The sequence below is a fragment of the Vreelandella neptunia genome (assembly GCF_034479615.1).
Taxonomy (GTDB): Bacteria; Pseudomonadota; Gammaproteobacteria; order Pseudomonadales; family Halomonadaceae; genus Vreelandella; species Vreelandella neptunia.
This window is the reverse complement of the sequence record NZ_CP140255.1, coordinates 1,742,201-1,766,313: the sequence shown is the minus strand read 5'-3', so window position 1 is coordinate 1,766,313 and position 24,113 is coordinate 1,742,201. Positions and strand designations below refer to the sequence as shown.

The window sequence follows — 24,113 nt, the reverse complement described above, 5'->3', positions numbered from 1 at the left end:
CGCTGTGAAGGACGTCTTTGGGTCGTCAGCTGCCGCACCAGCTCCATCAGCTTAACCGGAAGTTCGGCATCCGGCCAAAAGCGGTCGTTGGGTGTTTAGAAAACTAGGGGCGATTCACTGATCTAAACGGCGAACCACGTGGCCGTATCAAATGTCGATAATTGCCCAGCCTGCCTGCTGCAGTACTGTCCTCCTCTTGATCTCGGCTTTACCCTCACCCATCGAGCTTTTGCGCATGGCCAGACAGAGCATATGAGTCGGCCTGGTCATCCCCACGTACATGAGCATCATGCTCTTCTTTGCCGCCTCGTTCGGACGCTTCGCAGCTGAGGTTTTGCCTTCAAGCCACGGCAAGAGCTTGTTGACGAAGTGAGTGCGGTTATACGTTTCCAGAATCAGGGTGGCAGCATGCGTTTTACCCTTCTCGGCGTGAATCGAAGACAACCGGATGTTCACGTTCTCAGAACCGGTCTCAAACCTGTACGTGTTGAGCAGCGCACCACCGTTGTCACCTGGGTCTTCTACCAGAGGGGCAGTTGACCAAGCGAGATAGGCTTTAGCATCCGCTGCTGCCAGCAGTTGATCAGAAAAGACCAAATCCGCAGCAAGATCCATCAAGCCTGAGGCAACCGCTGCATCCCATTCCGCCTGGGTAATACCAGCGGGGCTGAACAACAGCCGTTCGAGCCATCCGCGATAAGCGGCGACCACTCCAGCACGACCGGCAAGATGCTGTTCGACGCATTGATGACTGCGAGACCTGGCCACAATCGCGTCCCTGGGAAACGCCAGGCGCACCAGGGTTAACAGGCAGGACGCTATCAGTTCCACGCCTAGAGCCGCAGTTGCATCCCTAGCAACATAGCGACGAGCGATGTGCACACCCTCTGAAAACGTACGCGGCTTGAACGAAGGCTTATTAACCTCTGACTGATACGGAGCCCAGTAATGCTCAACCGCTTTGGGGTAGTGCTCTGGCTTGTCATTCTCCAGTCGATGTACCGCTCCAATCGCATAGACACCTGATGTCCGGACATCTGCAGGTAGGTGCTGGATCAACAGCTGCCCATAGGCATCTAGGACATTACTCACGTCGTCATCAGGGAAGACGATGATGGTGTTGGGAGCAGGCTGGTTTGCACCACTCTGCCGTAATCCTACCAGGCCGCCAGTGATTGGCAGGTAGGCAAAGGGATTGGCGATGGACGCGATCGACTGATTGAAGCGGAAGCTACTAGCGATTTCCATGGTGCTCGATTGATCAGGGAACGGCTCTGGTAGCTCCACCTTCACATCGAAGATTTCCTGGTTGGGATCCCCAACCCTGATGACACAAACATCTGGATCCTGACGCGGGAAAACCTTGCTCAAGATGTTGACCTGCTCGTACCGCGTATCTTGCATCTCATCGACCAAAACGCAGGGAAAGCGCGATCGCAAAGCGCTCGCTACCTCAGGTTCCTTAACCAGCAGCGCATCAGCCAAGACGAACACTTCATCAAAGCAAAAATGCCCTGTCTTGGCTGCATGAGCCATCGCTTTGCAGGCATTTTTGTAGGTGTCCGTATGAGCCCCGAATTTCAGACTCAAACCGGTTAGCGGGTTGTCGAAATCGACAGTTCTTAAGCGCAAACTTTCCACTTTGATAAACGCTGATTCGAACGCTTTCTTCATGCCCGCGTATTCCCAGGGTTTCAGTGCTTTCCGGCGGGCGGCATACGTAAGCTCATCGTCGATGGCAGTGAGTGGAATGCCCTGCGAGCGCAGCCACGGTGAAGCAAGGAATCGCCCAGTGAAGCCATGGATGGTATCGATGTAATGTGGGTAGCGAAGTAGACGCTGCCCAATCTCCGAGCCTCCCAAGCGATGCTCAATTTCCTCCCGAGCTGCGTTGGTATGTGAAAGGACGCAGATACCCTGAGTTCGACTCTTCCAATGACGAGCGAGGATAGCCAGCTTGGCTACCACCAAGGTGGTCTTGCCGCTACCAGGGCAAGCAGAGACGTCCAGTGTGCTCATGGATTTCAGGAAGCTGCGTCGAGGCTCGTCCAACGCCTCCAGCTTCATGAGCTTGGTGACCCACTCCACATCGCCATCGGTTATCGGATCGATGAGCTGGGCCAAGTTCATTCCTCGCTCTCCTCAACAGCCGCTGAGGTCCCGGCTACCGTGCCCATGGCAGCCGGTGTGAGCGTAGACCCCGTCGGCGGTACAGCTGAGCCACTGGTGGCGTATTCGATCGCGTGAATCAGAGACTTAGGTAGCGAGCCGCGCAGAGTTGCCGCATCTAGCTTCTTAGACTCGAAACGCTCTTCTATCAGGTCGATCAGGTGCTGGGCAGTGATGGTTTTGGAGGCTTTCTTGACCAGCTTGTAGACAGCGGAACACCTAGCCTCCTTGGTGGAGTGGGTAGTCTCGATGGCCTTGAATGCGGTTTCAGCTTCAACCAAAAGAGCTGCTCTAGTCACTTTTCCCTGATCAACCTTTTCCTCGTTGATCGCGAGGTAAGCCGCTGCGTGCACTTCCCGTGCAAGACCGGAATAGGCCAAGTCATATTCGAGTGTCCAGTGGTCGGCAACAAATGTTCGAACGCACTGCCCGTCGCTTGCCATCCGTTTCTGGCGGTGCTCAGCCATGCCGGCTATTTGCTCTGCAGCAGTCGTGCCGAAATCTCGCACAGCCTTCCAGCGACGGGTGGTACTGTCCCACTTGGGATCTGTTGGCCCCGTTACTAATTCGTGAATCTCAGGCGCGCAGTCAGGCATAACATCCATGTCGGTAATGCAGGCCGTAGGAATGGAAATTTCACCCTTGCTCGTATCTCGGCGCTGCATGATCTTGGAGTAGCGACGCAACCCCACGCCGCCCACATTGATCACCGACACACCATGCTTGGTCAGGTCTTTTCCAAGCCTACGCGCAAGGGCTGGCAGAAGGATCGCCTCAGCATCGCCCTCCACCACCAACAGCCCTTTGGCGAAGAACAATCCTGCTTTCGTGACATCTAGGAATCGACTCAGGAACCGATAGTCATCGGCGCCCAAGCAGGTCTGATCTTCAGCCAGGGAGAACGCGTGCCCTCGATGCATGAGCACAAGATTCTGGATCGGAATCTTTGAGCTCAAATTCGGGCTGTGTGTGGTCAGAACCACCTGTACCGGTCTCAAACCATCCGCAGGTTTCGCGGCCTTCTCAAGAAACTCCATAAGCTGCAGTTGCCGCTGCGGGTGCAGGTGAGCCTCAGGCTCTTCGACCAATAGCAGCGGCAGGCCGTCCGGCTCTTTTCCAAGCAGGAGGAGCTCGCAGGCCATAAACAGTACGTTGTTCGAGCCCAGGCCATACGCGCCCCGAGACTCCCCCGAAGCGTGGTTAAGCAGTCCAAGCTCTAGGCGCTCAAGGATCTGTTTCAGCCTCGCATCCTCGGTACCCCCCTCGCCGAAACTGATACGGCTTGTCAGGGGCTGTCCCGCAAGAGAAAGCGGGGCCAGGTAGTTTTGGTTGATGGCATGTTCAGCGCTGACGATAGCGCTGTGCTTGTTCGCCAGATACCGCATGTAGTCGCCCATACCAGCAATGCTCAACGCTTCTGCATCAACGGGGCTAGCAGGTGGGGTCGCGGTATCAAAAGCGTTTCCGACATCGATGCTTGGGAAGCTGCTCAAGACCTGAGAGAGCCGAGAGTTGCGGCCTGGCGACATCTCGCGCTCTGCATCACGTAATGGTTTCAAGTAGGCAGTGGCGAGCAGAAGACGGGCCCCTGCATCCAGAGACGGTCCTTCCCCGTTCTCTCCGGAACGCACTGAAATCTCCACCCATCTGCGGGTGAGCGTTGAGCCTTGGACGCGCGTGGCTGACCAATGGATGTGCAGTCGACCTATGCTGTTCTTGTAGGTAACATACTCAGCGAACGCACCCAGTTCGGCCTTACTCAAACCATCTAATGTGCACCTCAGCGTAATGGTGCTGGCCTGAGCTCCGCTGTCATCGATATGGAAGTCTTCTAGTTGCAGCTTCAGGTATTCGGCATCACGGGTTTGCAGTACATACCGGATCGCATCGATGACTGCCGTTTTACCTGCATCATTTTCCCCAACCAGCGCGGTGACACCTGGGTTGAAGGTGACCTCCAGGCCATGGTTGGCCTGGCCAAACTGGCGGAAATTTTCTAGTTTCAAAACAGATAGGTACACAGCGACGCTCCCTGTTACTCATGACGAGGCAGGGACGCCTATCTTGGCCATTTCTGCCAACCCAGTGCTGATCCCTGATGACTGGTAGATTTATGACATGATCTATCGGGCGAAACCAATCTCTTGGGATGACTGTCTGCTCCTGGCCGTTAGCCGCCCTCCACCAACGTCCGCTTTGGGTCGAAAGCAGCCATCCAATAATGTCTCATGACAACATCATACATAAACACGCCATTACGCATTGACCGCCTCATCCATCAATTTCACTTAGCTTCAAACTATCAGACATTGTTTACCACCGTCACTAGCCATTAGTCCCCTTTGCTCGGCTTTTTTCACCTTCGCTCCTCTAAAACAAACGCGGTAAGCTTGGCGGCGACGACGCTGCTGAGTACGTGCTTGATATGACAACCCACTGGATACTCGGCCCAGGTGCCATTGGCCGCCTGCTGGCCCATTCGCTTTCACCAATAGCGACTACCACGCTGCTTGGTCGCCGTGCGCTGCCTCCGCGCCAGATGCTGACCACGCCGGAGGGCGAACAGTACTGGCAACCATTAAATTCGTTGACGATAGCTCAACTGCCATCAAACACGCCAAAACCGCCCGCTTTTGTTCATATCACTACCAAGGCCATGGCGGCTGAGTCAGCGTTGGCTGGCATTACTGACTGCATTTCCCCTACTACCCCACTGGTGCTGTGGCAAAACGGTTTTTTGGCCCAGCCGCGTATCACACAGGCATGGCCAGGGCCGGTGCTTTGCGCGACAACAACTGAAGGTGCTTATCTAACCGGTGATGATGGCGTGATGCATGCGGGGCGTGGGCATACCTTTGTGGGCGATTTGCATGACCAGTACGGTGCACTGGCAGAAGAACTGGCGCAAACATTAACTCAGGCAGGGCTCGCCGCTACAAAGGTGTGTGATATACGCCAGCGCTTGTGGCAGAAGCTGGCGGTGAACGCGGCGATTAATCCTTTAGTGGCGTTAAATGATGTACGTAACGGCGAGTTGCGCGGTGAAGCTTATGCGGGCCATGTTGTGGCGGTGGTAAAGGAAGTCGCGGCGATTATGCTGGCCGAGGGCATTGCGCCACCCAATGATGGCAACGGTGAAGATGCGTGGTTGGCGCTGGTGTGGCAGGTAGTGGAGAACACCGCGAACAATAAGGCTTCGATGTTGCAGGATGTAGAGGCCAAACGCCCCACCGAGCGCGGGGCGATATTGGGGCCGTTGATTGGGAGTGCCCATCGCCATGGGTTAGCGTGCGAGGTGTTGAAGGGGTTGGATGATGAGATGGCGGAGCTAGAGGCTAGTTTTTAGGCAGCGTCGCTACCTATTCGCGCGCTGAAGCGCCCTCCCACAAAATGCATGAGTGAGATCAGTGCATCTTTCACGTTACAGGAATCACGACCACTTTTTGGTAGGCGGGGCGTTCAGCGATTTGTTGGTACCAGCGCTCTAAATGGGGGTGTGGCTGCCAAGTTAGGCCGATATGCCATAAGTTGTAGATAAAGGGTGCAACGGCAATATCGCCCAGGCCAAATTCATTGCCTGAGAAGAACGCTTGCTTGGTCAGCACCTTATCCATCAACTCAAACAGCTCTTCACACGCCTGCATACCCGCTTCAAGAGCGGCGTGATCGCGTTTTTCGGGTGGGGTTCTGACATAGCCCATTAGGATCGTGCGGTGCCTGGGTGACAGGGTGCTGTTCGACCAATCCATCCACTTTTCAGCCTGCGCCCGTTCGGCGGGGGCTTCGATCCATAGCTTGCTTTGCCCGTACTGCGCGGCAAGGTAGCGAATAATCGTATTTGACTCCCACAGCACGCTATTGGTGGCGTCATCTTTGAGTAGCGGCACTAGCCCAGTGGGGTTCATGGCCAGGTATTTCGGCGTATTGTTAACCCCGTGCTCAAGCCCCGCCAGGATCTGTTCGAACGGTAGTTCCAGCTCTTCTAGCACCCAGCGCACTTTTTTGACGTTGGTGGAGTTGTTGCGGCCCCAAAGCGTGATCATGGCAGTCCTTGTGTATGAGCAAAGAGAGGAAGTTGAGTTTGCCTCGCACGGGTTGGAGTGGCAAGTTGGAGCTGGCTTGGTGGCGACTCAGGGGCGGCTTCGCCGCCCTCCCGCGGGTGCCTCGTGTTGCTCGTTCCTCGCAAAACTCGTTACCACGCGCTACAAAACCCCGCTCCTCACCACTTACGATTCACACCTCACAATTCACTCCTCACCATTCACACCTCACGCCTCACCCTCACCCTCACCCTCACCCTTTATCCTGATAAAACTGCATCAGGCTTGAGAAGTCGAGTTTACCGTTGCCTTTGGCTTTATGCAGGGTGAACAGTGAGCGGGCGGCGGAACCCATGGGGACTGCGGAGGCGCTTTGCTGACTGACATCCATGGCGAGGCCTAAGTCTTTGATCATCAGGTCGACCTGGAAGCCGCCCTGGTAGTTTTTGGAGGCCGGTGCGTTTTCCATGACGCCTGGGTAGGGATTGTAAACATTGAGCGCCCAGTTACCGCCGGAGCTCTGCTTCATGATTTCCGAAAGCACCGCGGGATCCAGGCCGTTTTTGACGCCCATGTTGATCGCTTCGCAGGTGCCTGCCATCAGGATAGAGAGCAGCATATTGTTGCACACTTTGGCCACCTGCCCTGCGCCATGGTCTCCGGCGTGGAAGATGTTTTTGCCCATGGCTTCCAGCACCGGCTTGGCCTGTCTGAACTCGGCCTCGCTGCCGCCCACGATAAAGGTCAAGGTACCCGCTTGAGCGCCGCCCACGCCACCGGAAACTGGTGCATCGACAAAGCCAATCCCCAGCTTCTCGCCCTCTTCAGCAACGCCTCGGGCAGTGGCCCCGTCAATGGTAGAGCAGTCGATGACCAGCGCCCCCTGCTTGATCACTTCAAATAGCGGCGCGTCGTCTTCAATATATAGCCCGCGTACATGCTTACCGGCTGGCAGCATTGAAATGATAAAGTCGGCATCAGTGGCGGCTTCCTGGGCCGAAAAAGCCACTTCGCAGCCGTTGGATTTGGCGATCTCCAGCGCGTCTTCTGAAAGGTCAAAAGCGCGAACGCTGAAGCCTGCTTTGGCTAGATTGGCGGCCATCGGGCCACCCATATTGCCCAGGCCGATAAATGCGATGGTGTTCATTTTATTATCCTTATTAGCCGGTAATGGGAAGATTATATTAGCGTAGATCCGCCAGCGGATTTTGCGACCATGGGGAAGATAGTAGCTCGTTGATAAAGCTCTCCTCTACCGAGGTCACATCGGGATACGTCCAGTTCGGTTGCCCGTCTTTATCGACCAGCAGTGCGCGCACGCCCTCGGGGAACTCACGGTGTCGGCAGCACTGTACTGAGAGCGACATTTCGGACTGGAACACCTCTGCCAGCGACATATGCTTGGCCCGCTTTAGCTGCTCATCAATCAATTTCACTGACACCGGGCTACCGTGGGCCAGCGTTTTCTGTGCCTTGCCAAACCACTTATTGTCGCTTTTTACCGCCATAATAGCGGCGACAATTTGCTCCACGCTGTCGTGATCCATCAACTCGCGAATCAGCGGTGAGTGCTGGTATACGGGCGCTTCCATCTCAGCAAATACAGGCTGGGATGTTTGCTCAAGCTCACGCATGATGCGGTTAACCACCCCGTTGGCATCGGCATTCTCACCGGCTCCCCACTGTGCGTCGGTCAGTTGCTGCAGCATGGCATCACGGTGGTGGCTGGCGATACAGCGGTCAGCCAACCCTAGATGCACGGCATCTGGCGCATTGATCTGGCAGCCGGTCATGGCTAGAAAGCGCCCTGCGCCGTTGGGAAGCCGGTTTAAAAACCAGCTGGCACCAACATCCGGGTAAAGCCCAATGGTGACTTCCGGCATTGCCAAACGCGATTTCTCGGTCACGACACGGTGGCTACTGGCGCTTAACAGCCCCATGCCGCCGCCCATCACAATACCATTGCCCCAACAGATCACCGGTTTGGGGTAGGTATGGAGCAGAAAATCGAGCCGATACTCGGTCTCGAAAAAGCGCTCGGGGAAGCTGGGGTCGCCCTCGCCGGTAATCGTTTTATACAGATTCACCACGTCGCCACCGGCACAAAACGCTTTTTCGCCTGCGCTATCCAGCAGCACCGCGACCACCCGATCGTCGGTGGCCCAGTCGCGAAGGCGCGGCAACATCTCTTCACACATATCAAGCGTTAAAGCGTTCAGCGAGCGCTCGGCATTGAGCTTAACCTCAGCAATCACGTGGCCGTCTTGGGTGGCGTGTTCGGTAAACAGTACGCTGCTCATTGGCATTCCTTATCCGTCGCTATCGTTTCCACCGTTATCTTATTCATCGTCATTTACAGCTCGGTGGCGCCGTCTGCCAGCACCCGGCGGGAGATGATCAGCCGCATGATTTCGTTGGTGCCTTCAAGAATCCGGTGTACCCGGGTATCGCGCACGTAGCGCTCCATGGGGTACTCCTTGATATAGCCATTGCCGCCGTAAAGTTGAAGCGCTTCGTCGCACACCTTGAAGCCCACATCGGTAGCAAAGCGTTTAGCCATGGCACAGTAGGTCGGTGCATCGGCGTGGCCTGCGTCCAGCTTGGTAGCGGCCATGCGCACCAGCTGCCGTGCAGCGACCAGCTCAGTGACCATGTCGGCCAAGCGGAACTGCAGCGCCTGGAACTCGGCTAAACGCTTACCGAACTGTTTGCGCTCCAGCATATATTCCCGCGCTTTGTTGATTGCCTGCTGGGCGGTGCCGATAGAGCAGGTAGCAATATTGATACGCCCGCCGTCGAGGCCCTTCATGGCGATTTTAAAACCGTCGCCTTCATTGCCGAGCAGATGGTTGGCGGGTACTCGCACGTCTTCAAAGGTGATCATGCGGGTTGGCTGGCTGTTCCAGCCCATTTTCTCTTCCTTGCGCCCATAGCTAATGCCGTCACTCTTGGCATCGACCGCAAACGCCGAGACGCCGCTGGCGCCCTCACCGCCGGTGCGCGCCATCACCACGAGAAAATCGGTGCTACCGGCGCCGGAAATAAACATCTTGCTGCCGGTCAATACGTAATGGTCGCCATCGCGCTTGGCAGTGGTTTTCAGCGAAGCGGCGTCAGAGCCTGAGTTAGGTTCGGTTAAACAGTAAGAACCCAGCAGCTCGCCTGTGGCCAGCCTTGTGCCCCACTGCTCTACCGCTTCCGGCGTACCGAAATCCGCCAGCATCCAGGTGACCATATTGTGAATGGTTAGGTAGGCCGTGGTAGAGGTGCAGCCCATGGAGAGCTGTTCGAAAATGATGCTGGCATCCAACCGCGAAAGCCCTAACCCACCCACGCTTTCCGGTGCATAAAGAGAGCAGAAGCCCAGCTCGCCCGCTTTGCGAATCACATCGACGGGGAAGAAGGAGGTTTGATCCCATTCGGCGGCGTGAGGCTCTAGTTCGTTCTGGGCAAACGCCCGCGCCATATCGGCAAAGGCGACCTGGTCTTCATTGAGCTCAAAATTCATGGCTATCTCCGCAAATGTGCGTACACACAGGCTGTTGTCGTTGTAATTCACGTTTACGTTAACTTATCTATTTAGCCGACTACAAGCAACATAACAGCGCTTGCGACCTTAGGTGTAGGCCTAAATAAATGAATAAAAAAAGGGCGCCAAATGGCGCCCAACATCGGACAGAGAGGGAGGGTACTACTTAAAGTTTTTGCGATACATCTTGTCCAGTTCACCGATTATTCCGCTACGGAAACTGAGTACGCAGACCACAAAGATGATGCCAAGAATAACGCTAACCCAGTTGCCCAGCGGCGACTGCGCCAGGATATGCTGCAAGCTGACCACAATACCTGCGCCCATTAACGGGCCCAGCAAGGTGCCCACACCGCCCAACAAGGTCATCAGTATTACCTCACCGGACATATGCCAGTGCGCATCGGTCAGCGAAGCCAGCTGGAAAACCACGGTTTTGGTGGAACCCGCCAAGCCCGCTAAACCTGCAGAGATGACGAACGCCACTAGCTTATAGGCATCGGCGTTGTAGCCCAGCGATACGGCGCGAGGCTCGTTTTCACGAATCGCTTTTAGCACCTGGCCAAACGGCGAGTGCACCGTGCGCTGAATCAGCGCGAAGCCGAAGATGAAAATCGCGAACACAAAGTAGTACATTGCCAGGTTGCTGCTCAGGCTGATAAACCCAAACAGTTCGCCACGGGGCACGCCGTGCAAGCCATCCTCACCGCCGGTAAACGGCGCCTGCACAAACATGAAGTACACCAGCTGGGCGATCGCCAAAGTCACCATGGCAAAATAGATGCCCTGACGCCTGATGGAGAGCACCCCAAACACCACCCCAAGCAGCGTAGCCAGAACAGTCCCGGCGATAATACCCAGCTCCGGGGTTAATCCAGGGTAGCTCGCCAACAGGTAGCCGGTTACGTAGCCACCGGTGGCCAAGAAAGCCGCATGGCCGAAAGACAGCAGCCCCGCATAGCCCAGCAGCAGGTTGAACGCACAGGCAAACAGCGCAAAACAGAGCACTTTCATCAAGAACACGGGGTAGGCCAAAAACGGCGCTATCAACCCCACCACGATTAGCGCCAGATAGAACATATTGCGGCGAAACTTGGCCCGCTTCTGACGTTCCAGTACCGCGGATGGCGCCGCCATTGATTGAGATTCTGCCATGTTCATGCCTCCTTACCGAACAGCCCAACGGGGCGCAACATGAGCACGAGGATCATGACAAGAAAGATCACCGTGTTAGCGGCTTCGGGATAGTAGACCTTGGTCAACCCTTCGATAATGCCCATACCGAGACCGGTAATAATGGCGCCTAGAATCGAGCCCATACCGCCGATGACCACCACTGCAAACACCACGATCAGCAAACTCGACCCCATGGTCGGCGATACCGGATAGAGCGGCGCTGCCAACACGCCGGCAAAGGCAGCCAGCCCCACCCCAAATCCATAGGTGAGCGTAATCAGCAGCGGCACATTAACGCCAAAGGCTTGCATCAGTTGCGAGTTCTCAGTACCCGCGCGAAGGTAAGCACCCAAACGGGTACGCTCAATCATAAACCAGGTAAACAGGCACATCGCCAGCGCTGCTACCAGCACCCAGGCGCGATATGTCGGTAGGAACATAAAGCCCAGGTTCAAACCGCCCTGGAAGATTTCCGGTGTCGCGTAGCGCGCCCCGGAAACACCGAAGAAGTTGACCAGCGTGCCCTCAAAAATGAGCGCTAAGCCGAAGGTGAGCAACAGCCCATAAAGGTGGTCCAAATGGGCAATACGGCGCAGCAAAAAACGCTCCAGCAGCACCCCAAAACCACCAACCAATAGCGGCACTAACAGCAGCGCCAGCCAGTAATTAATCCCTAAATAGCGAAAGCCTAATAGCGCGGCGAAGGCCCCCAGCATGTATTGCGCCCCATGGGCAAAGTTGACGATCTTCAACAGGCCGAAGATGACCGCCAGGCCCAGGCTAAGCAGTGCGTAAAAGGCGCCATTCACAAGACCCAGCGTTAGCTGGCCCATGAAGACGGCCATTGGCACGCCGAATATCATCGTCATAACGCGACTCTCCTCGCCCTCAAACAGTTGGCGGCAACTTGCCGCCAACCGGTTCTACACATCACTTGCGGTTGCTATCTGGCTCAAGCGCAGCCTCGAAATTAGTTTTGCACCAATTTGCACTGGCTTTCAGATAGCGGGCGGTAGGCTTCTTCGGCGGGAATGGTGCTGAGGATTTCGTAAAGATCCCACTCACCGGTGGACTCATCCGGTGTTTTCACCTGGGCCAGGTACATGTCGTGGATCATGCGGCCATCTTCACGAATGCTGCCGTTACGGGCAAAGAAGTCCTCAATAGGCATCTCGGCCATTTGCGCACGTACGGTTTCAGGGTCGTCGGTGCCAGCGGCTTCAACGGCTTTCAGGTAGTGCATGGTGCTGGAGTAGATACCTGCTTGCACCATGGTCGGCATGCGGCCTACTTCATCGAAATAGCGCTGTGCCCATTCGCGGGACTGCTCATCCATATCCCAGTACCAGCCGGTAGTTAGCAGCAGGTTCTGAGTGGCTTCCAGGCCAAGGGCGTGAACGTCATTCAAGAAAATCAACAGGCCTGCTAGCTGCTGGCCAGATTGAGTCAAGCCAAACTGGCTGGCCGTCGTGATCGCGTTAACGGTGTCGGCACCGGCGTTAGCCAAGCCAATAATTTTCGCGCCGGAGCCCTGGGCCTGAAGAATGTACGAAGAGAAGTCGTTAGTCGGGAAGGGATGACGCACGCCGCCCACAATCTCACCGCCGCTCTCTTCCACTACTTTGGTTACGTCGCCCTCCAATGCATGACCAAAGGCGTAGTCAGCAGTCAACATAAACCACGTATCCCCGCCCTGCTCTACAACGGCCTTGGCGGTACCGTTAGCCAGCGGATAGGTGTCGTAGACCCAGTGAATATGGTTAGGAGTACAGTGTTCATTGGTAATGCTAGAAGCCGCCGAGCCGGACACGATACCCAGGCCATTGTTCTCTTCCAGCACTTTGGTCACTGCAATGGACACAGAAGACGCTACTAAGCCGCCCACCATATCGACGTTATCCTGGTCGATCCAACCACGCACGGTATTCGCGCCGACGTCAGCGCTGTTGCGATCATCTGCACTGGAAATGACGATGGGCGCGCCATCTACACTGCCGCCAAAATCGGCCACCGCCATCTCCATGGCGGTTAAGCCGCCAGGGCCTGCGAGGTCGCGATAAGTGCCGGACATATCGGCCAGGTACCCAATGCGGACTTCACCATCACTCATATCAGCCTGGGCGGTAGACACGGCGAGGCTTGAAGCGGCCGCAACGGCGATGCTGGCGGCCAGCGTTTTTTTCATAAAGGTCATATTCGTCTCCTGGCCCGGAGGCCATTGTTGTTGTGTTGTTTTTGAGCTGTCGTGAAAGTGCGTACTGCAAATTACTGATTAATATTGTTGTTTTGTGAGCAGCGAAACTGTTGGCGGAATGAACATTTAAGTGTCTAGCCGTGTGTTATACCCCTAGCATTGAGTTGAGATGTTCCCGACGCGATGGCAACTGCGCGGCGCTGATTTCTTCGACAATCTGACCGTGATCCATCACGAAGTGGCGATCCGCAAGCGGCGCTGCAAAGCGAAAGTTCTGCTCCACAAGCACAATGGTCATACCGCGCTCTTTCAACTGAACCAGCACTTCGGCAAGCTTCTGCACTATCACCGGGGCCAACCCCTCGGTAATTTCATCGAGCAGCAGCATGCGCGCGCCGGTGCGCAAGATGCGCGCCATGGCTAACATCTGCTGTTCCCCGCCGGAAAGCCGCGTCCCCTGGCTTCTACGCCGTTCATAAAGGTTCGGAAACATGGCGTAGATTTCGTCCAGGCTCATACCGCCGGAACGCACAGTGGGTGGAAGCAATAGGTTCTCGTGCACATCCAAGCTTGCAAAAATACCGCGTTCTTCCGGGCAGTAACCCACCCCGAGACGCGGGATATGGTGCGGCTTCATATGCAGCGTTTCATTACCGTTAATCACAATAGAGCCCGTTCTGCGCCCCACCATGTTCATTATCGATTTCAATGTAGTGCTACGCCCGGCGCCGTTGCGCCCCAGCAGCGTTACCAGCTCGCCACGCTTCACATCAAAATTGACGCCGTGCAGGATGTGCGACTCGCCATAAAAGGCGTGTAGATCCTGCACCCGCAGCATTTCCAGGCTTTGCGTGTTTTCAACCGGCGCGTCGGCCTCAGCGATATTCATACGGCAGCTCCCTCTTTTTCAGAACCATCCTCTTCCGCAGCGTCGCTGCCCATATAGGCTTCGCGTACCAATGGATTCCGGGAGACAGCGTCGTAATCGCCCTCAGCCAAAACAGCGCCTCGCGCCAACACGGTGATGCGATCACACAGGCGGCTAACAACGCTCAGGTTGTGCTCCACCATCAATACAGTGCGCCCCTGGGAGACACGCTTAATCAGCGCCACGATGCGGTCGACGTCTTCTGCGCCCATGCCTTGGGTAGGTTCATCAAGCAGCATCATGGTGGGGTCGAGCGCAAGCGTAGTAGCCAGCTCAAGTGCTCGTTTACGACCGTAGGGCATTTCTACCGTTAGCGTATCGGCATATTCCCGCAGCCCCACTTCTTCCAGCAGTTCAAGGGCACGTTCATTAAGGTGATCCAGGGACTTCTCAGATTTCCAGAAATGAAACGAGGTACCCAGTTTGCGCTGCAGGGCCACTCGAACATTCTCCAACGCGGTCATGTGGGCGAATACCGCAGAAATCTGAAACGAACGCACCAACCCTAACTGAGCTATTTCGTTGGATTTTTTACTGGTGATTGAGTTGCCGCGATACAAAATATCGCCGCGGGTAGGCGGCAGAAATTTAGTCAATAAGTTAAATACGGTGGTTTTACCAGCACCATTGGGGCCAATCAGTGCGTGAATATGCCCTTCCTGTACCTGGAGATTGACATCGTCCACGGCGGTGAAGCCGCGAAACTCTTTGGTCAGCCCTCGGGTTTCGAGGACAGGTCCCTGAAGGACATCGTTTGCACTCATAGAGTGGCAAGCCTCTTATTGTTGTTGTGCTAAATCTTTACAGGCATGGCAAAAGCGGCTGCTACTGCCTTACCTGAACGTAAGGTGTATGTGCAAACTAGCAACTGTCGCTATAGCAATACAATTACAACTTTGGTCTATTGACGACATTCTCCTGAATTAACAACTGCCTTCAAAACATAAATATCAACAACTTACAGGATTTCAACGCTTTTCAACTGCTAGCAACAATAGCTTTACGTTAACGTAAACTTGTTTTAGCCTCAGTGGCAGTGTTCCATAGGCGTCATATATTGGGAACAACGACTTTGTGAGAGAACGTCACCATGAGCAGAACTTACTCGATCAGTGAACTAGCCAACGAGTTTGATTTAACCACCCGTAGCATTCGCTTCTATGAAGATCAGGAGCTGCTCCACCCTACGCGCCGCGGGCAAACCAGGGTTTACAGCAGCAAAGACCGTGTACGGCTGAAGCTCACCATTCGCGGTAAGCGGCTAGGGTTTTCATTGGCAGAGATACGCGAACTGTTCGAGCTTTGGGACGAAACCCGCAGCGGCAGTAAAAAGCAGCTGCACCTAATGCTTAGCAAAATAGGCGAGCGCCGTGCGGCGCTGGATCAACAAATGAAAGACATCACCATGGTTCAGCTAGAGCTTGAAAGCGCTGAGATCCGCTGCCGCCAAGCGCTCGAAGAACTACTCGAAAAAGAGCCGCAAGAAACACAGAACGAAGAAGAGCAGGCGAGTTCGGCCGATAAAGCCTCAGCCCCCTCTTCCGCCACTATGCACTGACTCATCGCGCGACATAACGCCAGCTCGATTAGCCGACACAGCTACCCAGCCCAGATGGCTAATACAGATAGCAAACACAAATAATCAGCACAGGTGATTGACCATGTTTTCACACTACTCAGAACTCAATTTTGGCCTCGAAGACGAACTGAATATGTTGCGCGAGCAGGTCAACGCCTTTGCCGCTAGCGAGATTGCCCCCCGCGCCGCCGAAATCGACCGCAACAACGAGTTTCCTAACGACCTGTGGAAGAAGTTTGGCGATATGGGGCTATTGGGGATTACCGTCTCGGAAGAGGATGGCGGCAGCGGCATGGGCTATCTCGCCCACTGCATTGCCATGGAAGAGATCTCCCGGGCCAGCGCATCGGTAGCGCTCTCTTACGGCGCTCACTCCAACCTGTGCGTTAACCAGATCAAGATCAACGCCTCCCCCGAGCAGAAAGCCAAGTACCTCCCCAAACTGATCAGCGGCGACCACGTGGGCGCTTTGGCCATGTCGGAACCCGGCGCAGGCTCGGATGTGGTGTCGATGCAGCTACGTGCCAAGCAGAATGGCGATCACTACATCCTTAACGGCAATAAAATGTGGATCACCAACGGCCCCGATGCGGATGTGCTGGTGGTGTACGCCAAAACAGATCCAGAGGCCGGTTCCAAAGGCATCACCGCGTTTATTATCGAAAAGGGCATGCCCGGTTTCTCCACCGCCCAGAAGCTCGACAAGCTGGGCATGCGCGGCTCCAACACCTGTGAATTGGTGTTCCAGGATTGCGCCGTTCCCGCTGGAAACATTCTCGGTGAAGAAGGCAAAGGCGTACGCGTACTAATGAGCGGGTTGGACTATGAGCGTACCGTACTGGCTGCTGGCCCGATTGGCATTATGCAGGCCGCCATGGACGTGGTGATGCCCTATATCCACGAGCGCAAGCAGTTCAACCAGTCGATTGGCGAGTTCCAATTAGTGCAGGGCAAAGTGGCAGATATGTACACCACTCTCAACGCCTGCCGCGCCTATCTCTATGCCGTCGCGGGTGCCTGCGATCGTGGTCAAACGTCTCGTAAGGACGCCGCCGGGGTGATTCTCTACTGCGCTGAAAAAGCCACTCAGGTGGCGCTGGACTCCATTCAGCTACTGGGCGGCAACGGCTATATCAACGAATACCCCACCGGGCGCCTGCTGCGAGACGCCAAGCTGTATGAGATCGGCGCGGGCACCAGCGAAATTCGCCGGATGCTGATTGGCCGCGAACTCTTCACCGAAAGCAAGTAACAAACGTCAGAAGGGTCCGCACCATGAGCACTGTGAGTAGCCAAATCAATCCGCGCAGCGATGTGTTTCAAACCAACGAAGCCTCAATGCTCGGTGAAGTGAACAAACTGCGGGAACTGACCGCTGCCGTCGCCCAGGGTGGCGGTGCCAAAGCCCGCGAGCGTCACGAAAGCCGGGGCAAGCTGTTTGTCCGCGACCGCATCGATCACTTGATCGATGAAGGCTCGCCGTTTTTAGAGTTTTCCGCCCTTGCGGCGCACAACATATACGATAGCGAGATCCCTGCCGCTGGGGTGATCACCGGTATTGGCCGTGTTTCCGGCGTGGAGTGCGTGATCGTCGCTAACGACGCCACGGTGAAAGGCGGCACCTACTTTCCCCTCACGGTTAAAAAGCATATTCGCGCCCAGGAGATTGCCCGCAAGCATCGTCTGCCGTGTATCTATTTGGTCGATTCCGGCGGTGCTTTCCTACCCCGCCAGGACGAAGTCTTCCCCGACCGCGACCACTTCGGGCGCATCTTCTATAACCAGGCGACCATGTCGGCCGAAGGCATTCCGCAAATTGCCGTGGTAATGGGCTCCTGCACCGCGGGCGGCGCTTACGTACCTGCCATGGCGGATGAGTCGATTATCGTTAAAGAGCAGGGCACGATTTTCCTGGGTGGCCCGCCCTTGGTGAAAGCCGCCACCGGTGAAAGCATTAGCGCTGAAGACCTGGGCGGGGCAGATGTTCACGCCAAGGTCAGCGGTGTCGCCGACCACTACGCTGAAAACGATGCCCATGCGCTGCAGCTAGCCCGCGCCTGTGTGTCGCGGCTGAACTGGCAAAAGCGTGGCAAACTCGCCATGCAGGCGCCCAAGCCACCAAAGCTCGACCCTGCTGAACTGTATGGGATTGTCGGCACCGACCTGAAAAAGCCCTACGACGTTCGTGAAGTCATTGGCCGCATCGTCGATGACTCCGACTTTGACGAGTTCAAGCGCTACTACGGTGAAACCTTGGTCACCGGCTTTGCGCATATCCATGGCTACCCGGTGGGGATCGTGGCCAACAACGGCGTACTGTTTTCCGAAAGCGCCGTGAAAGGCGCGCACTTTATCGAGCTCTGCGCCCAACGCAAGATTCCGCTGATATTTCTGCAGAACATCACCGGCTTTATGGTCGGCTCCAAGTACGAACACGAAGGCATTGCCAAGCACGGCGCCAAGTTGGTCACCGCCGTAGCCTGCGCCAAGGTTCCCAAATACACCGTGCTGATTGGCGGCAGCTTCGGCGCCGGTAACTACGGTATGTGTGGCCGCGCTTACGACCCTAACCTGCTGTTTATGTGGCCCAACGCGCGCATTTCAGTGATGGGCGGCGAGCAGGCGGCGGGCGTGCTGGCCCAGGTTAAGCGCGAGCAGCATGAACGCGAAGGCCGCGAGTGGAGCAAAGCGGACGAAGAAGCCTTTAAGCAGCCCACTCGCGACCAGTACGAGCATCAGGGCCACCCCTACTACGCCAGCGCCCGATTATGGGACGACGGCGTGATTGATCCGCTGCAAACCCGCGATGTGTTAGGGCTTTCTTTAGCTGCCGCGATGAACGCAGAAATCGAAGAGACACGCTTCGGCGTGTTCCGGATGTAAGGGGGTCTTACCATGGCTTACTCAACACTGACTATAGAAGAGGGTGTGGCGCGCCTGACCTTAAACCGCCCCGAGGTGCATAACGCTTTTGACGACAGCCTGATCGCTGAACTAAACGCGCACCTTGACCAGTTGCATACGTTGGCCGAATCAAGCGATGTGCGCGCGGTAGTGCTGGGTTCAGAAGGCAAAAGCTTCTCCGCGGGTGCCGATCTGAACTGGATGAAACGCATGGTCGATTACGACCTGGAAGATAACCTCGCCGATTCCCGCAAGCTCGCCGCGCTCATGCACGGCCTGGATACACTGCCCTGCCCTACCGTCTGCCGTGTGCAAGGCGCCGCCTTTGGCGGCGCGGTGGGTTTGGCCGCTTGCTGCGATGTGGTGATCGCCTCGGGCAAAGCCAAATTCTGCCTTTCGGAAGTCAAAATTGGCTTATCGCCCGCGGTCATCAGCCCCTACGTGCAGCGGGCCCTGGGCGAGCGCCAGATGCGGCGCTATGCGTTAACCGCCGAAGTCATGGACGCCGAAATAGCGCTCGCGCTGGGTCTAGTCCACCTGGTGGTGGAGCACGATAAGCTAGACGACGAAGTGGACGCCATGCTGGCAACCCTGTTAGCCGGCTCACCCCAAGCCCAGCGCGCCACCAAGGCACTAATGGCCACGGTTGCTCAAGCGCCTGACAGTGACGCCACCCGCGAACATACCTGCCAGGTGATCGCCAAGCTGCGAGTAAGCCAAGAAGGGCAAGAGGGTTTATCCAGTTTCTTTGAAAAGCGCCGCCCCGTCTGGGCCGATTCTAATAACACACCCCACGCTTCGGAGCGTCGCTCATGAAAAAACACGAAAAAGCCGCTCGCACGACGCCTTTTGACACGCTTTTAGTCGCCAACCGCGGTGAAATCGCCTGCCGCGTCATGCGCACTGCCCGCCGCATGGGCCTGAAAACCGTGGCGGTTTACTCTGACGCCGATGCCAGCGCACGCCACGTGCGTGAAGCCGACGAGGCCGTGCGCCTAGGCCCTGCCGCCGCCCGGGAAAGCTATCTCAATATCGATGCGGTGATCGACGCCGCCAAGCGCACCGGCACCGGCGCTATTCACCCCGGGTACGGCTTTCTTTCCGAAAACGGCAGCTTCGTCAAAGCCCTTGAAGAAGCAGGCATTACTTTTGTCGGCCCACCTGCCTCGGCCATTGCCGCCATGGGCGATAAATCCGCTGCTAAAGCGCGCATGGCCAATGCGGGCGTGCCGCTTGTGCCGGGCTACCATGGTGACGATCAGGACGACGCCCTGCTGCGCAGTGAAGCCGACAAAATTGGCTACCCGGTGATGCTCAAAGCCAGCGCCGGTGGCGGTGGTAAAGGCATGCGCGTGGTGGAATCAGGCGATAGTTTTCAAGCCGCGTTAGATGGCTGCCGCCGTGAATCCAAAGCCGCTTTTAGTGATGACCGGATGCTGATCGAGAAGTATCTGGTACAGCCCCGCCATGTGGAAGTGCAAGTATTCTGCGACCGCCACGGCAACGGCGTTTACCTGTTCGAGCGGGACTGCAGCGTTCAGCGCCGCCATCAAAAAGTGATCGAAGAAGCCCCGGCCCCCGGCATGACGGCAGAGCTGCGCAGCGCCATGGGCGATGCTGCCGTACGCGCCGCACAGGAGATCGGCTATGTGGGCGCAGGAACCGTCGAGTTTCTTTTAGACATTGATGGTTCGTTCTACTTTATGGAGATGAACACTCGCCTCCAGGTGGAACATCCCGTCACTGAGATGATCACCGGCCAGGATTTGGTCGAGTGGCAGTTGCGCGTCGCCATGGGTGAACCACTGCCCTGCTCTCAAGATGAGCTGACGATTACCGGCCATAGCTTTGAAGCGCGTATCTACGCCGAAGACCCGGATCAGGATTTTTTACCTGCTACCGGCCTGCTCACTCGCTTTGCACTGGATTTGGAAGGCGCGGGCTTAAGCGCTGACCAAGTACGCCTGGACAGTGGCGTAGAGAGCGGTGACGCGGTGTCAATGCACTACGACCCTATGCTCGCCAAGCTAATCGTTCACGGCGCCGATCGTGATGCCGCGCTGGCTACCCTTAATCGTGCGCTGGCAGCTTTAGATGTCCAAGGAGTCGTGACTAACCGCGCCTTCCTAATGCGCCTGGCAACGCATCCCGGCTTTAAGAACGTGGAGCTGGATACCCGCTTTATAGAACGCAATGAAGCGACGCTGTTTGCTCCCCGCACTTACAGCATGGAAGCCTACGCCAGCGCGGCGCTGATTGGCCTGAATCAACTGGCCCAGGAGTGCGAAAGCGATTCTCCCTGGGATCGCCACGATGGCTTCCGCCTCAACGCACCGCACACCATTCGCATTGCCCTGTGTGACACGGCAAGTGCGCAAGCGCCGGATAGCGATGAAGCGGTGGTGATTGTTGAAGGTAAACGCAGCGCGAGCGAATCGCTTTGGAATCTCACCATTGGTGATGAAACCCTTACCGCGAGTTTGCAGCCGCTCACCGGCGATGCGGTAGCGGTTACCTTGAATGGCCACCGCCGTCGCTTGCAGGCGCGGCGCGATGGTCATGTAGTGATCATGGCCGACCCAAGCGGTGAAACCCGCCTGTTCTGGCGGCGCATTGATGCCATTGATCATGGCCACCACGAAGCAGAGTCTACGCTGACGGCGCCCATGAATGGCACGGTGGTTGCGCTGCTGGTAGAGCCTGGCGCTGTCGTCGAAAAAGGCATGCCGCTAATGGTCATGGAAGCCATGAAAATGGAGCACACCATGACCGCCCCCGCCGATGGCAGCGTGGAGACGTTCCACTTCCAGGCCGGCGACACCGTCAGCCAAGGCGCCATACTGCTCGACTTTGCGGCCAACGAATAGGAGTCACTGATGCCATTGCCTACCTCTGTAAAGCTGTTTGAAATGTCCCCCCGTGACGGCCTGCAAAATGAGCCGGGGGCCATTGTGCCCACCGGGACTAAGATTGCTCTGATTGAGCGGCTTGCTAAAGCAGGTATCACGCATATCGAAGCCGCCAGCTTTGTATCACCCAAATGGGTGCCACAAATGGGCGACGCCGTTGAGGTCATGGCGGGCATCACACGCCAGCCAGGCGTGGTGTACTCCGCGCTGACGCCCAACCTAAAAGGGCTCGAAAACGCGCTAACTGTGGGCGTTGAGGAGGTCGCGGTATTTGGTGCGGCGTCTGAGGCTTTTTCACAAAAGAACATTAACTGCTCCATTGCTGAATCACTGACCCGCTTTGAGCCGGTGTTAGAGCGCGCCCGAGAAGCTGGCGTGCGCGTTCGCGGCTACGTCTCTTGCGTATTGGGCTGCCCCTACGAAGGCGAGATAGCCCCCGCCAAAGTGGCTGAAGTGGCCAAGGCGCTTTATGAGATGGGCTGCTACGAGGTGTCCCTGGGCGATACCATTGGCGTCGGCACGCCGCTGACTGCTAAACGCATGATTGAGACGACGCGCCAACAGGTGCCCATTGAGTTTCTGGCCGCTCACTTCCACGACACCTACGGCATGGCGCTGGCCAATCTTTATGCCGTCCTAGAAGAAGGCGTTAGCGTTATTGATGCCGCTACCGCGGGGCTTGGCGGCTGCCCCTATGCCAAGGGCGCTTCCGGCAACGTAGCCACTGAAGACGTACTCTATCTGCTGGAAGGGCTGGGGATTGAAACGGGCATCGACCTGCAGGCCGTGATCGAAACCGGCTACTGGATCACCCACGAGTTAGGCCGCAAGCCCAGCTCCAAGGTGGCCCTGGCAAAAGGCGCTAGCCGTTAAATGATACGTTAATAATAAAAATTAAAAGCAGCGAGTTATCCCCTGCCTTCCCGTTCGGACAAGAAAAATATCGGAGAGATACATCATGGCATCACCTGCTCTTACACAACCCAGTTACTCCAGCAGCATGGCTGACAAGCCGCTTCTTGGCATGACGATCGGCGATAAATTTGACCAAATCGCGACGCAATATGCTGATAATGACGCGCTGATCGTACTGCATCAGAACATTCACTGGAGCTATCGCCAGCTTCAGGAAGAGGTCAATCGCTGTGCCCGTGCGCTGCTCTCCATCGGCGTCAATAAAGGCGACCGTGTGGCCATTTGGGCACCCAACTGCAGCGAATGGACATTGACTCAGTTCGCCACTGCCAAAATCGGCGCCATCCTGGTCAACATTAACCCCTCTTACCGCACCCACGAATTGGATTACGCGCTAAACCAATCCGGCGCGCGCTTCTTGGTCACCGCTAACAGCTTCAAGAGCTCTGACTACAGCGCCATGCTGTATGAGCTGGCACCCGAGTTAAAAGCCAGTAACGATGGCGAGCTGAAGTCGCAAAAGCTGCCCGACCTTGAGTGCATTATTAATTTAAGCAGCGAAAAGCTCAGCGGCATGTGGCGCTGGTCTGACCTGATGAAAGAAGCCAATAAGGTTAGCCAAACCGATGTTGACGACCTGCAGGCAACGCTGCAGTTTGATGATGCGATCAATATTCAGTACACCTCGGGCACCACTGGCTTTCCTAAAGGCGCGACGCTTTCCCACCACAACATTCTCAATAACGGCTTCTTCGTGGCGGAGAGTATGGGCTTTACCAGTGAAGACCGCCTGGTGATACCTGTACCGCTCTATCACTGCTTTGGCATGGTGATGGGCAACCTGGGCTGCATGACCCATGGCGCCACTATGATTTACCCGGATGAGGGCTTCGATCCCGGCAAAGTACTTAAAGCGGTTCACGAGCAAAAAGCCACCGCGCTCTACGGCGTGCCCACCATGTTTATCGCCGAGCTTGAACACGAGGGCTTTGCTAGCACTGACTTCTCCACACTGCGCACCGGGATTATGGCGGGCTCGATCTGCCCTGCGGAAATCATGAAGCAGGTGATCAACAAGATGAACATGAAAGGCGTACAGATCGCCTACGGCATGACTGAAACCAGCCCGGTATCCACCCAAACGGGTGCCAACGACAGCATTGAGAAACGCGTTTCCACCGTGGGCCGTACCCAGCCGCACCTGGAAAGCAAAATCGTCGACCCCGGTAACGGCGGTATCTTGCCACGTGGTGAAATAGGCGAGCTGTGTACCCGCGGCTACAGCGTGATGCTCAAGTACTGGAATAACGACAAAGCTACCGCCGAGGCGATTGACGAAGCGGGCTGGATGCACACCGGCGACCTGGCCACCATGGATGAAGAGGGCTACATCCAGATCGTTGGCCGTATCAAAGATATGGTCATTCGCGGCGGCGAAAACGTCTATCCCAAAGAGATCGAGGAGTTTCTCTACGCCCATCCGGCGATTTCAGAAGTGCAGGTCACCGGCGTCCCCGATAAGAAGTATGGTGAAGAGCTGATTGCCTGGGTGAAGCTCAACAGCACCGCGGGTGATGTCACCGGTGAAGAGCTGCGCGAGTACTGCAAAGGTAAAATCACCCACTTCAAAATCCCACGCTACTTCAAGTTCGTCGACGAATTTCCGATGACCGTCACCGGCAAGATTCAGAAATTCAAAATGCGCGAAATTTCGATTCAGGAGCTAGGTTTAGATCCAGAAGCAGGCTCGGATCAAGAGTCATAACGGGC

General features: G+C 56.1%; 19 protein-coding genes. 8 read left to right on the top strand and 11 right to left on the bottom strand.

Annotation, left to right across the window (positions count from 1 at the left end; translation table 11 throughout):
- Positions 1 to 147: 147 nt before the first annotated feature.
- Positions 148 to 2,130 (bottom strand): UvrD-helicase domain-containing protein, encoded by a 1,983-nt coding sequence (locus SR894_RS08060; protein WP_223288869.1) that lies wholly within the window; start codon positions 2,128 to 2,130, stop codon positions 148 to 150.
- The gene (locus SR894_RS08055) at positions 2,127 to 4,190 is read right to left on the bottom strand and encodes an ATP-dependent nuclease (protein WP_223288868.1); all 2,064 of its coding nucleotides are present in this window, start codon (positions 4,188 to 4,190) and stop codon (positions 2,127 to 2,129) included. The genes SR894_RS08060 and SR894_RS08055 overlap by 4 nt, the downstream gene beginning before the upstream one ends.
- A gap of 404 nt (positions 4,191 to 4,594) precedes the next feature.
- Here SR894_RS08055 and SR894_RS08050 point away from each other — a divergent pair, with 404 nt between their 5' ends.
- Entirely contained in the window at positions 4,595 to 5,515 is a 921-nt protein-coding gene (locus SR894_RS08050) for a ketopantoate reductase family protein (RefSeq protein ID WP_133730565.1), read from the top strand.
- Positions 5,516 to 5,585: 70 nt separating this feature from the next.
- On the opposite strand, the gene SR894_RS08045 is transcribed toward SR894_RS08050, so the two are convergent.
- The 9 genes from SR894_RS08045 to SR894_RS08005 form a co-directional block, all read right to left on the bottom strand.
- The gene (locus SR894_RS08045; RefSeq protein WP_133730564.1) at positions 5,586 to 6,212 is read right to left on the bottom strand and encodes a glutathione S-transferase family protein; all 627 of its coding nucleotides are present in this window, start codon (positions 6,210 to 6,212) and stop codon (positions 5,586 to 5,588) included.
- 250 nt (positions 6,213 to 6,462) lie between these two features.
- Entirely contained in the window at positions 6,463 to 7,356 is an 894-nt protein-coding gene (gene mmsB / locus SR894_RS08040; protein ID WP_133730563.1) for a 3-hydroxyisobutyrate dehydrogenase, read from the bottom strand.
- Between the two features lie 37 nt (positions 7,357 to 7,393).
- Positions 7,394 to 8,509, bottom strand: a complete 1,116-nt coding sequence (locus SR894_RS08035; protein WP_133730562.1) for an enoyl-CoA hydratase/isomerase family protein — start codon at positions 8,507 to 8,509, stop codon at positions 7,394 to 7,396.
- 53 nt (positions 8,510 to 8,562) lie between these two features.
- Complete coding sequence (locus tag SR894_RS08030) at positions 8,563 to 9,717, bottom strand: acyl-CoA dehydrogenase family protein (protein ID WP_133730561.1); 1,155 nt, start codon at positions 9,715 to 9,717, stop codon at positions 8,563 to 8,565.
- A gap of 183 nt (positions 9,718 to 9,900) precedes the next feature.
- Complete coding sequence (locus tag SR894_RS08025) at positions 9,901 to 10,893, bottom strand: branched-chain amino acid ABC transporter permease (protein WP_133730560.1); 993 nt, start codon at positions 10,891 to 10,893, stop codon at positions 9,901 to 9,903.
- 2 nt (positions 10,894 to 10,895) lie between these two features.
- Positions 10,896 to 11,783 carry a branched-chain amino acid ABC transporter permease gene (locus SR894_RS08020; RefSeq protein WP_133730559.1) on the bottom strand — a complete coding sequence of 296 codons (888 nt, stop codon included), beginning with the start codon at positions 11,781 to 11,783 and terminating at the stop codon, positions 10,896 to 10,898.
- 101 nt (positions 11,784 to 11,884) lie between these two features.
- On the bottom strand, positions 11,885 to 13,108 hold the full coding sequence (locus SR894_RS08015; RefSeq protein WP_133730558.1) for an ABC transporter substrate-binding protein: 1,224 nt from the start codon (positions 13,106 to 13,108) through the stop codon (positions 11,885 to 11,887).
- A gap of 145 nt (positions 13,109 to 13,253) precedes the next feature.
- On the bottom strand, positions 13,254 to 13,997 hold the full coding sequence (locus SR894_RS08010; protein WP_133730557.1) for an ABC transporter ATP-binding protein: 744 nt from the start codon (positions 13,995 to 13,997) through the stop codon (positions 13,254 to 13,256).
- Positions 13,994 to 14,800, bottom strand: a complete 807-nt coding sequence (locus SR894_RS08005; RefSeq protein ID WP_022523811.1) for an ABC transporter ATP-binding protein — start codon at positions 14,798 to 14,800, stop codon at positions 13,994 to 13,996. Before SR894_RS08005 ends, SR894_RS08010 begins: the two co-directional genes overlap by 4 nt.
- Positions 14,801 to 15,126: 326 nt before the next feature.
- Here SR894_RS08005 and SR894_RS08000 point away from each other — a divergent pair, with 326 nt between their 5' ends.
- The 7 genes from SR894_RS08000 to SR894_RS07970 all read left to right on the top strand — a co-directional run bounded on the left by SR894_RS08000 (position 15,127) and on the right by SR894_RS07970 (position 24,108).
- Positions 15,127 to 15,594 carry a MerR family transcriptional regulator gene (locus SR894_RS08000; protein ID WP_133730556.1) on the top strand — a complete coding sequence of 156 codons (468 nt, stop codon included), beginning with the start codon at positions 15,127 to 15,129 and terminating at the stop codon, positions 15,592 to 15,594.
- Positions 15,595 to 15,697: 103 nt separating this feature from the next.
- Complete coding sequence (locus SR894_RS07995) at positions 15,698 to 16,867, top strand: isovaleryl-CoA dehydrogenase (protein ID WP_133730555.1); 1,170 nt, start codon at positions 15,698 to 15,700, stop codon at positions 16,865 to 16,867.
- Positions 16,868 to 16,890: 23 nt separating this feature from the next.
- Positions 16,891 to 18,498, top strand: a complete 1,608-nt coding sequence (locus SR894_RS07990) for a carboxyl transferase domain-containing protein (RefSeq protein WP_133730554.1) — start codon at positions 16,891 to 16,893, stop codon at positions 18,496 to 18,498.
- Positions 18,499 to 18,510: 12 nt separating this feature from the next.
- On the top strand, positions 18,511 to 19,335 hold the full coding sequence (locus tag SR894_RS07985; RefSeq protein WP_133730553.1) for an enoyl-CoA hydratase/isomerase family protein: 825 nt from the start codon (positions 18,511 to 18,513) through the stop codon (positions 19,333 to 19,335).
- A complete protein-coding gene (locus SR894_RS07980) occupies positions 19,332 to 21,386 on the top strand; it encodes an acetyl/propionyl/methylcrotonyl-CoA carboxylase subunit alpha (RefSeq protein ID WP_133730552.1) in 2,055 nt (684 codons plus the stop codon). The genes SR894_RS07985 and SR894_RS07980 overlap by 4 nt, the downstream gene beginning before the upstream one ends.
- Positions 21,387 to 21,395: 9 nt before the next feature.
- The gene (locus tag SR894_RS07975; RefSeq protein ID WP_133730551.1) at positions 21,396 to 22,301 is read left to right on the top strand and encodes a hydroxymethylglutaryl-CoA lyase; all 906 of its coding nucleotides are present in this window, start codon (positions 21,396 to 21,398) and stop codon (positions 22,299 to 22,301) included.
- Between the two features lie 85 nt (positions 22,302 to 22,386).
- Positions 22,387 to 24,108, top strand: a complete 1,722-nt coding sequence (locus tag SR894_RS07970) for an AMP-binding protein (protein WP_133730550.1) — start codon at positions 22,387 to 22,389, stop codon at positions 24,106 to 24,108.
- The last annotated feature ends 5 nt before the right edge of the window (positions 24,109 to 24,113 follow it).

Coding starts and splice junctions, on each gene's coding strand:
- SR894_RS08060 (WP_223288869.1), bottom strand. CDS start 2,130: ATGAACTTGGCCCAGCTCATCGATCCGATAACCGATGGCGATGTGGAG.
- SR894_RS08050 (WP_133730565.1), top strand. CDS start 4,595: ATGACAACCCACTGGATACTCGGCCCAGGTGCCATTGGCCGCCTGCTG.
- SR894_RS08045 (WP_133730564.1), bottom strand. CDS start 6,212: ATGATCACGCTTTGGGGCCGCAACAACTCCACCAACGTCAAAAAAGTG.
- mmsB (WP_133730563.1), bottom strand. CDS start 7,356: ATGAACACCATCGCATTTATCGGCCTGGGCAATATGGGTGGCCCGATG.
- SR894_RS08035 (WP_133730562.1), bottom strand. CDS start 8,509: ATGAGCAGCGTACTGTTTACCGAACACGCCACCCAAGACGGCCACGTG.
- SR894_RS08030 (WP_133730561.1), bottom strand. CDS start 9,717: ATGAATTTTGAGCTCAATGAAGACCAGGTCGCCTTTGCCGATATGGCG.
- SR894_RS08025 (WP_133730560.1), bottom strand. CDS start 10,893: ATGGCAGAATCTCAATCAATGGCGGCGCCATCCGCGGTACTGGAACGT.
- SR894_RS08020 (WP_133730559.1), bottom strand. CDS start 11,783: ATGACGATGATATTCGGCGTGCCAATGGCCGTCTTCATGGGCCAGCTA.
- SR894_RS08015 (WP_133730558.1), bottom strand. CDS start 13,108: ATGACCTTTATGAAAAAAACGCTGGCCGCCAGCATCGCCGTTGCGGCC.
- SR894_RS08010 (WP_133730557.1), bottom strand. CDS start 13,997: ATGAATATCGCTGAGGCCGACGCGCCGGTTGAAAACACGCAAAGCCTG.
- SR894_RS08005 (WP_022523811.1), bottom strand. CDS start 14,800: ATGAGTGCAAACGATGTCCTTCAGGGACCTGTCCTCGAAACCCGAGGG.
- SR894_RS08000 (WP_133730556.1), top strand. CDS start 15,127: ATGAGCAGAACTTACTCGATCAGTGAACTAGCCAACGAGTTTGATTTA.
- SR894_RS07995 (WP_133730555.1), top strand. CDS start 15,698: ATGTTTTCACACTACTCAGAACTCAATTTTGGCCTCGAAGACGAACTG.
- SR894_RS07990 (WP_133730554.1), top strand. CDS start 16,891: ATGAGCACTGTGAGTAGCCAAATCAATCCGCGCAGCGATGTGTTTCAA.
- SR894_RS07985 (WP_133730553.1), top strand. CDS start 18,511: ATGGCTTACTCAACACTGACTATAGAAGAGGGTGTGGCGCGCCTGACC.
- SR894_RS07980 (WP_133730552.1), top strand. CDS start 19,332: ATGAAAAAACACGAAAAAGCCGCTCGCACGACGCCTTTTGACACGCTT.
- SR894_RS07975 (WP_133730551.1), top strand. CDS start 21,396: ATGCCATTGCCTACCTCTGTAAAGCTGTTTGAAATGTCCCCCCGTGAC.
- SR894_RS07970 (WP_133730550.1), top strand. CDS start 22,387: ATGGCATCACCTGCTCTTACACAACCCAGTTACTCCAGCAGCATGGCT.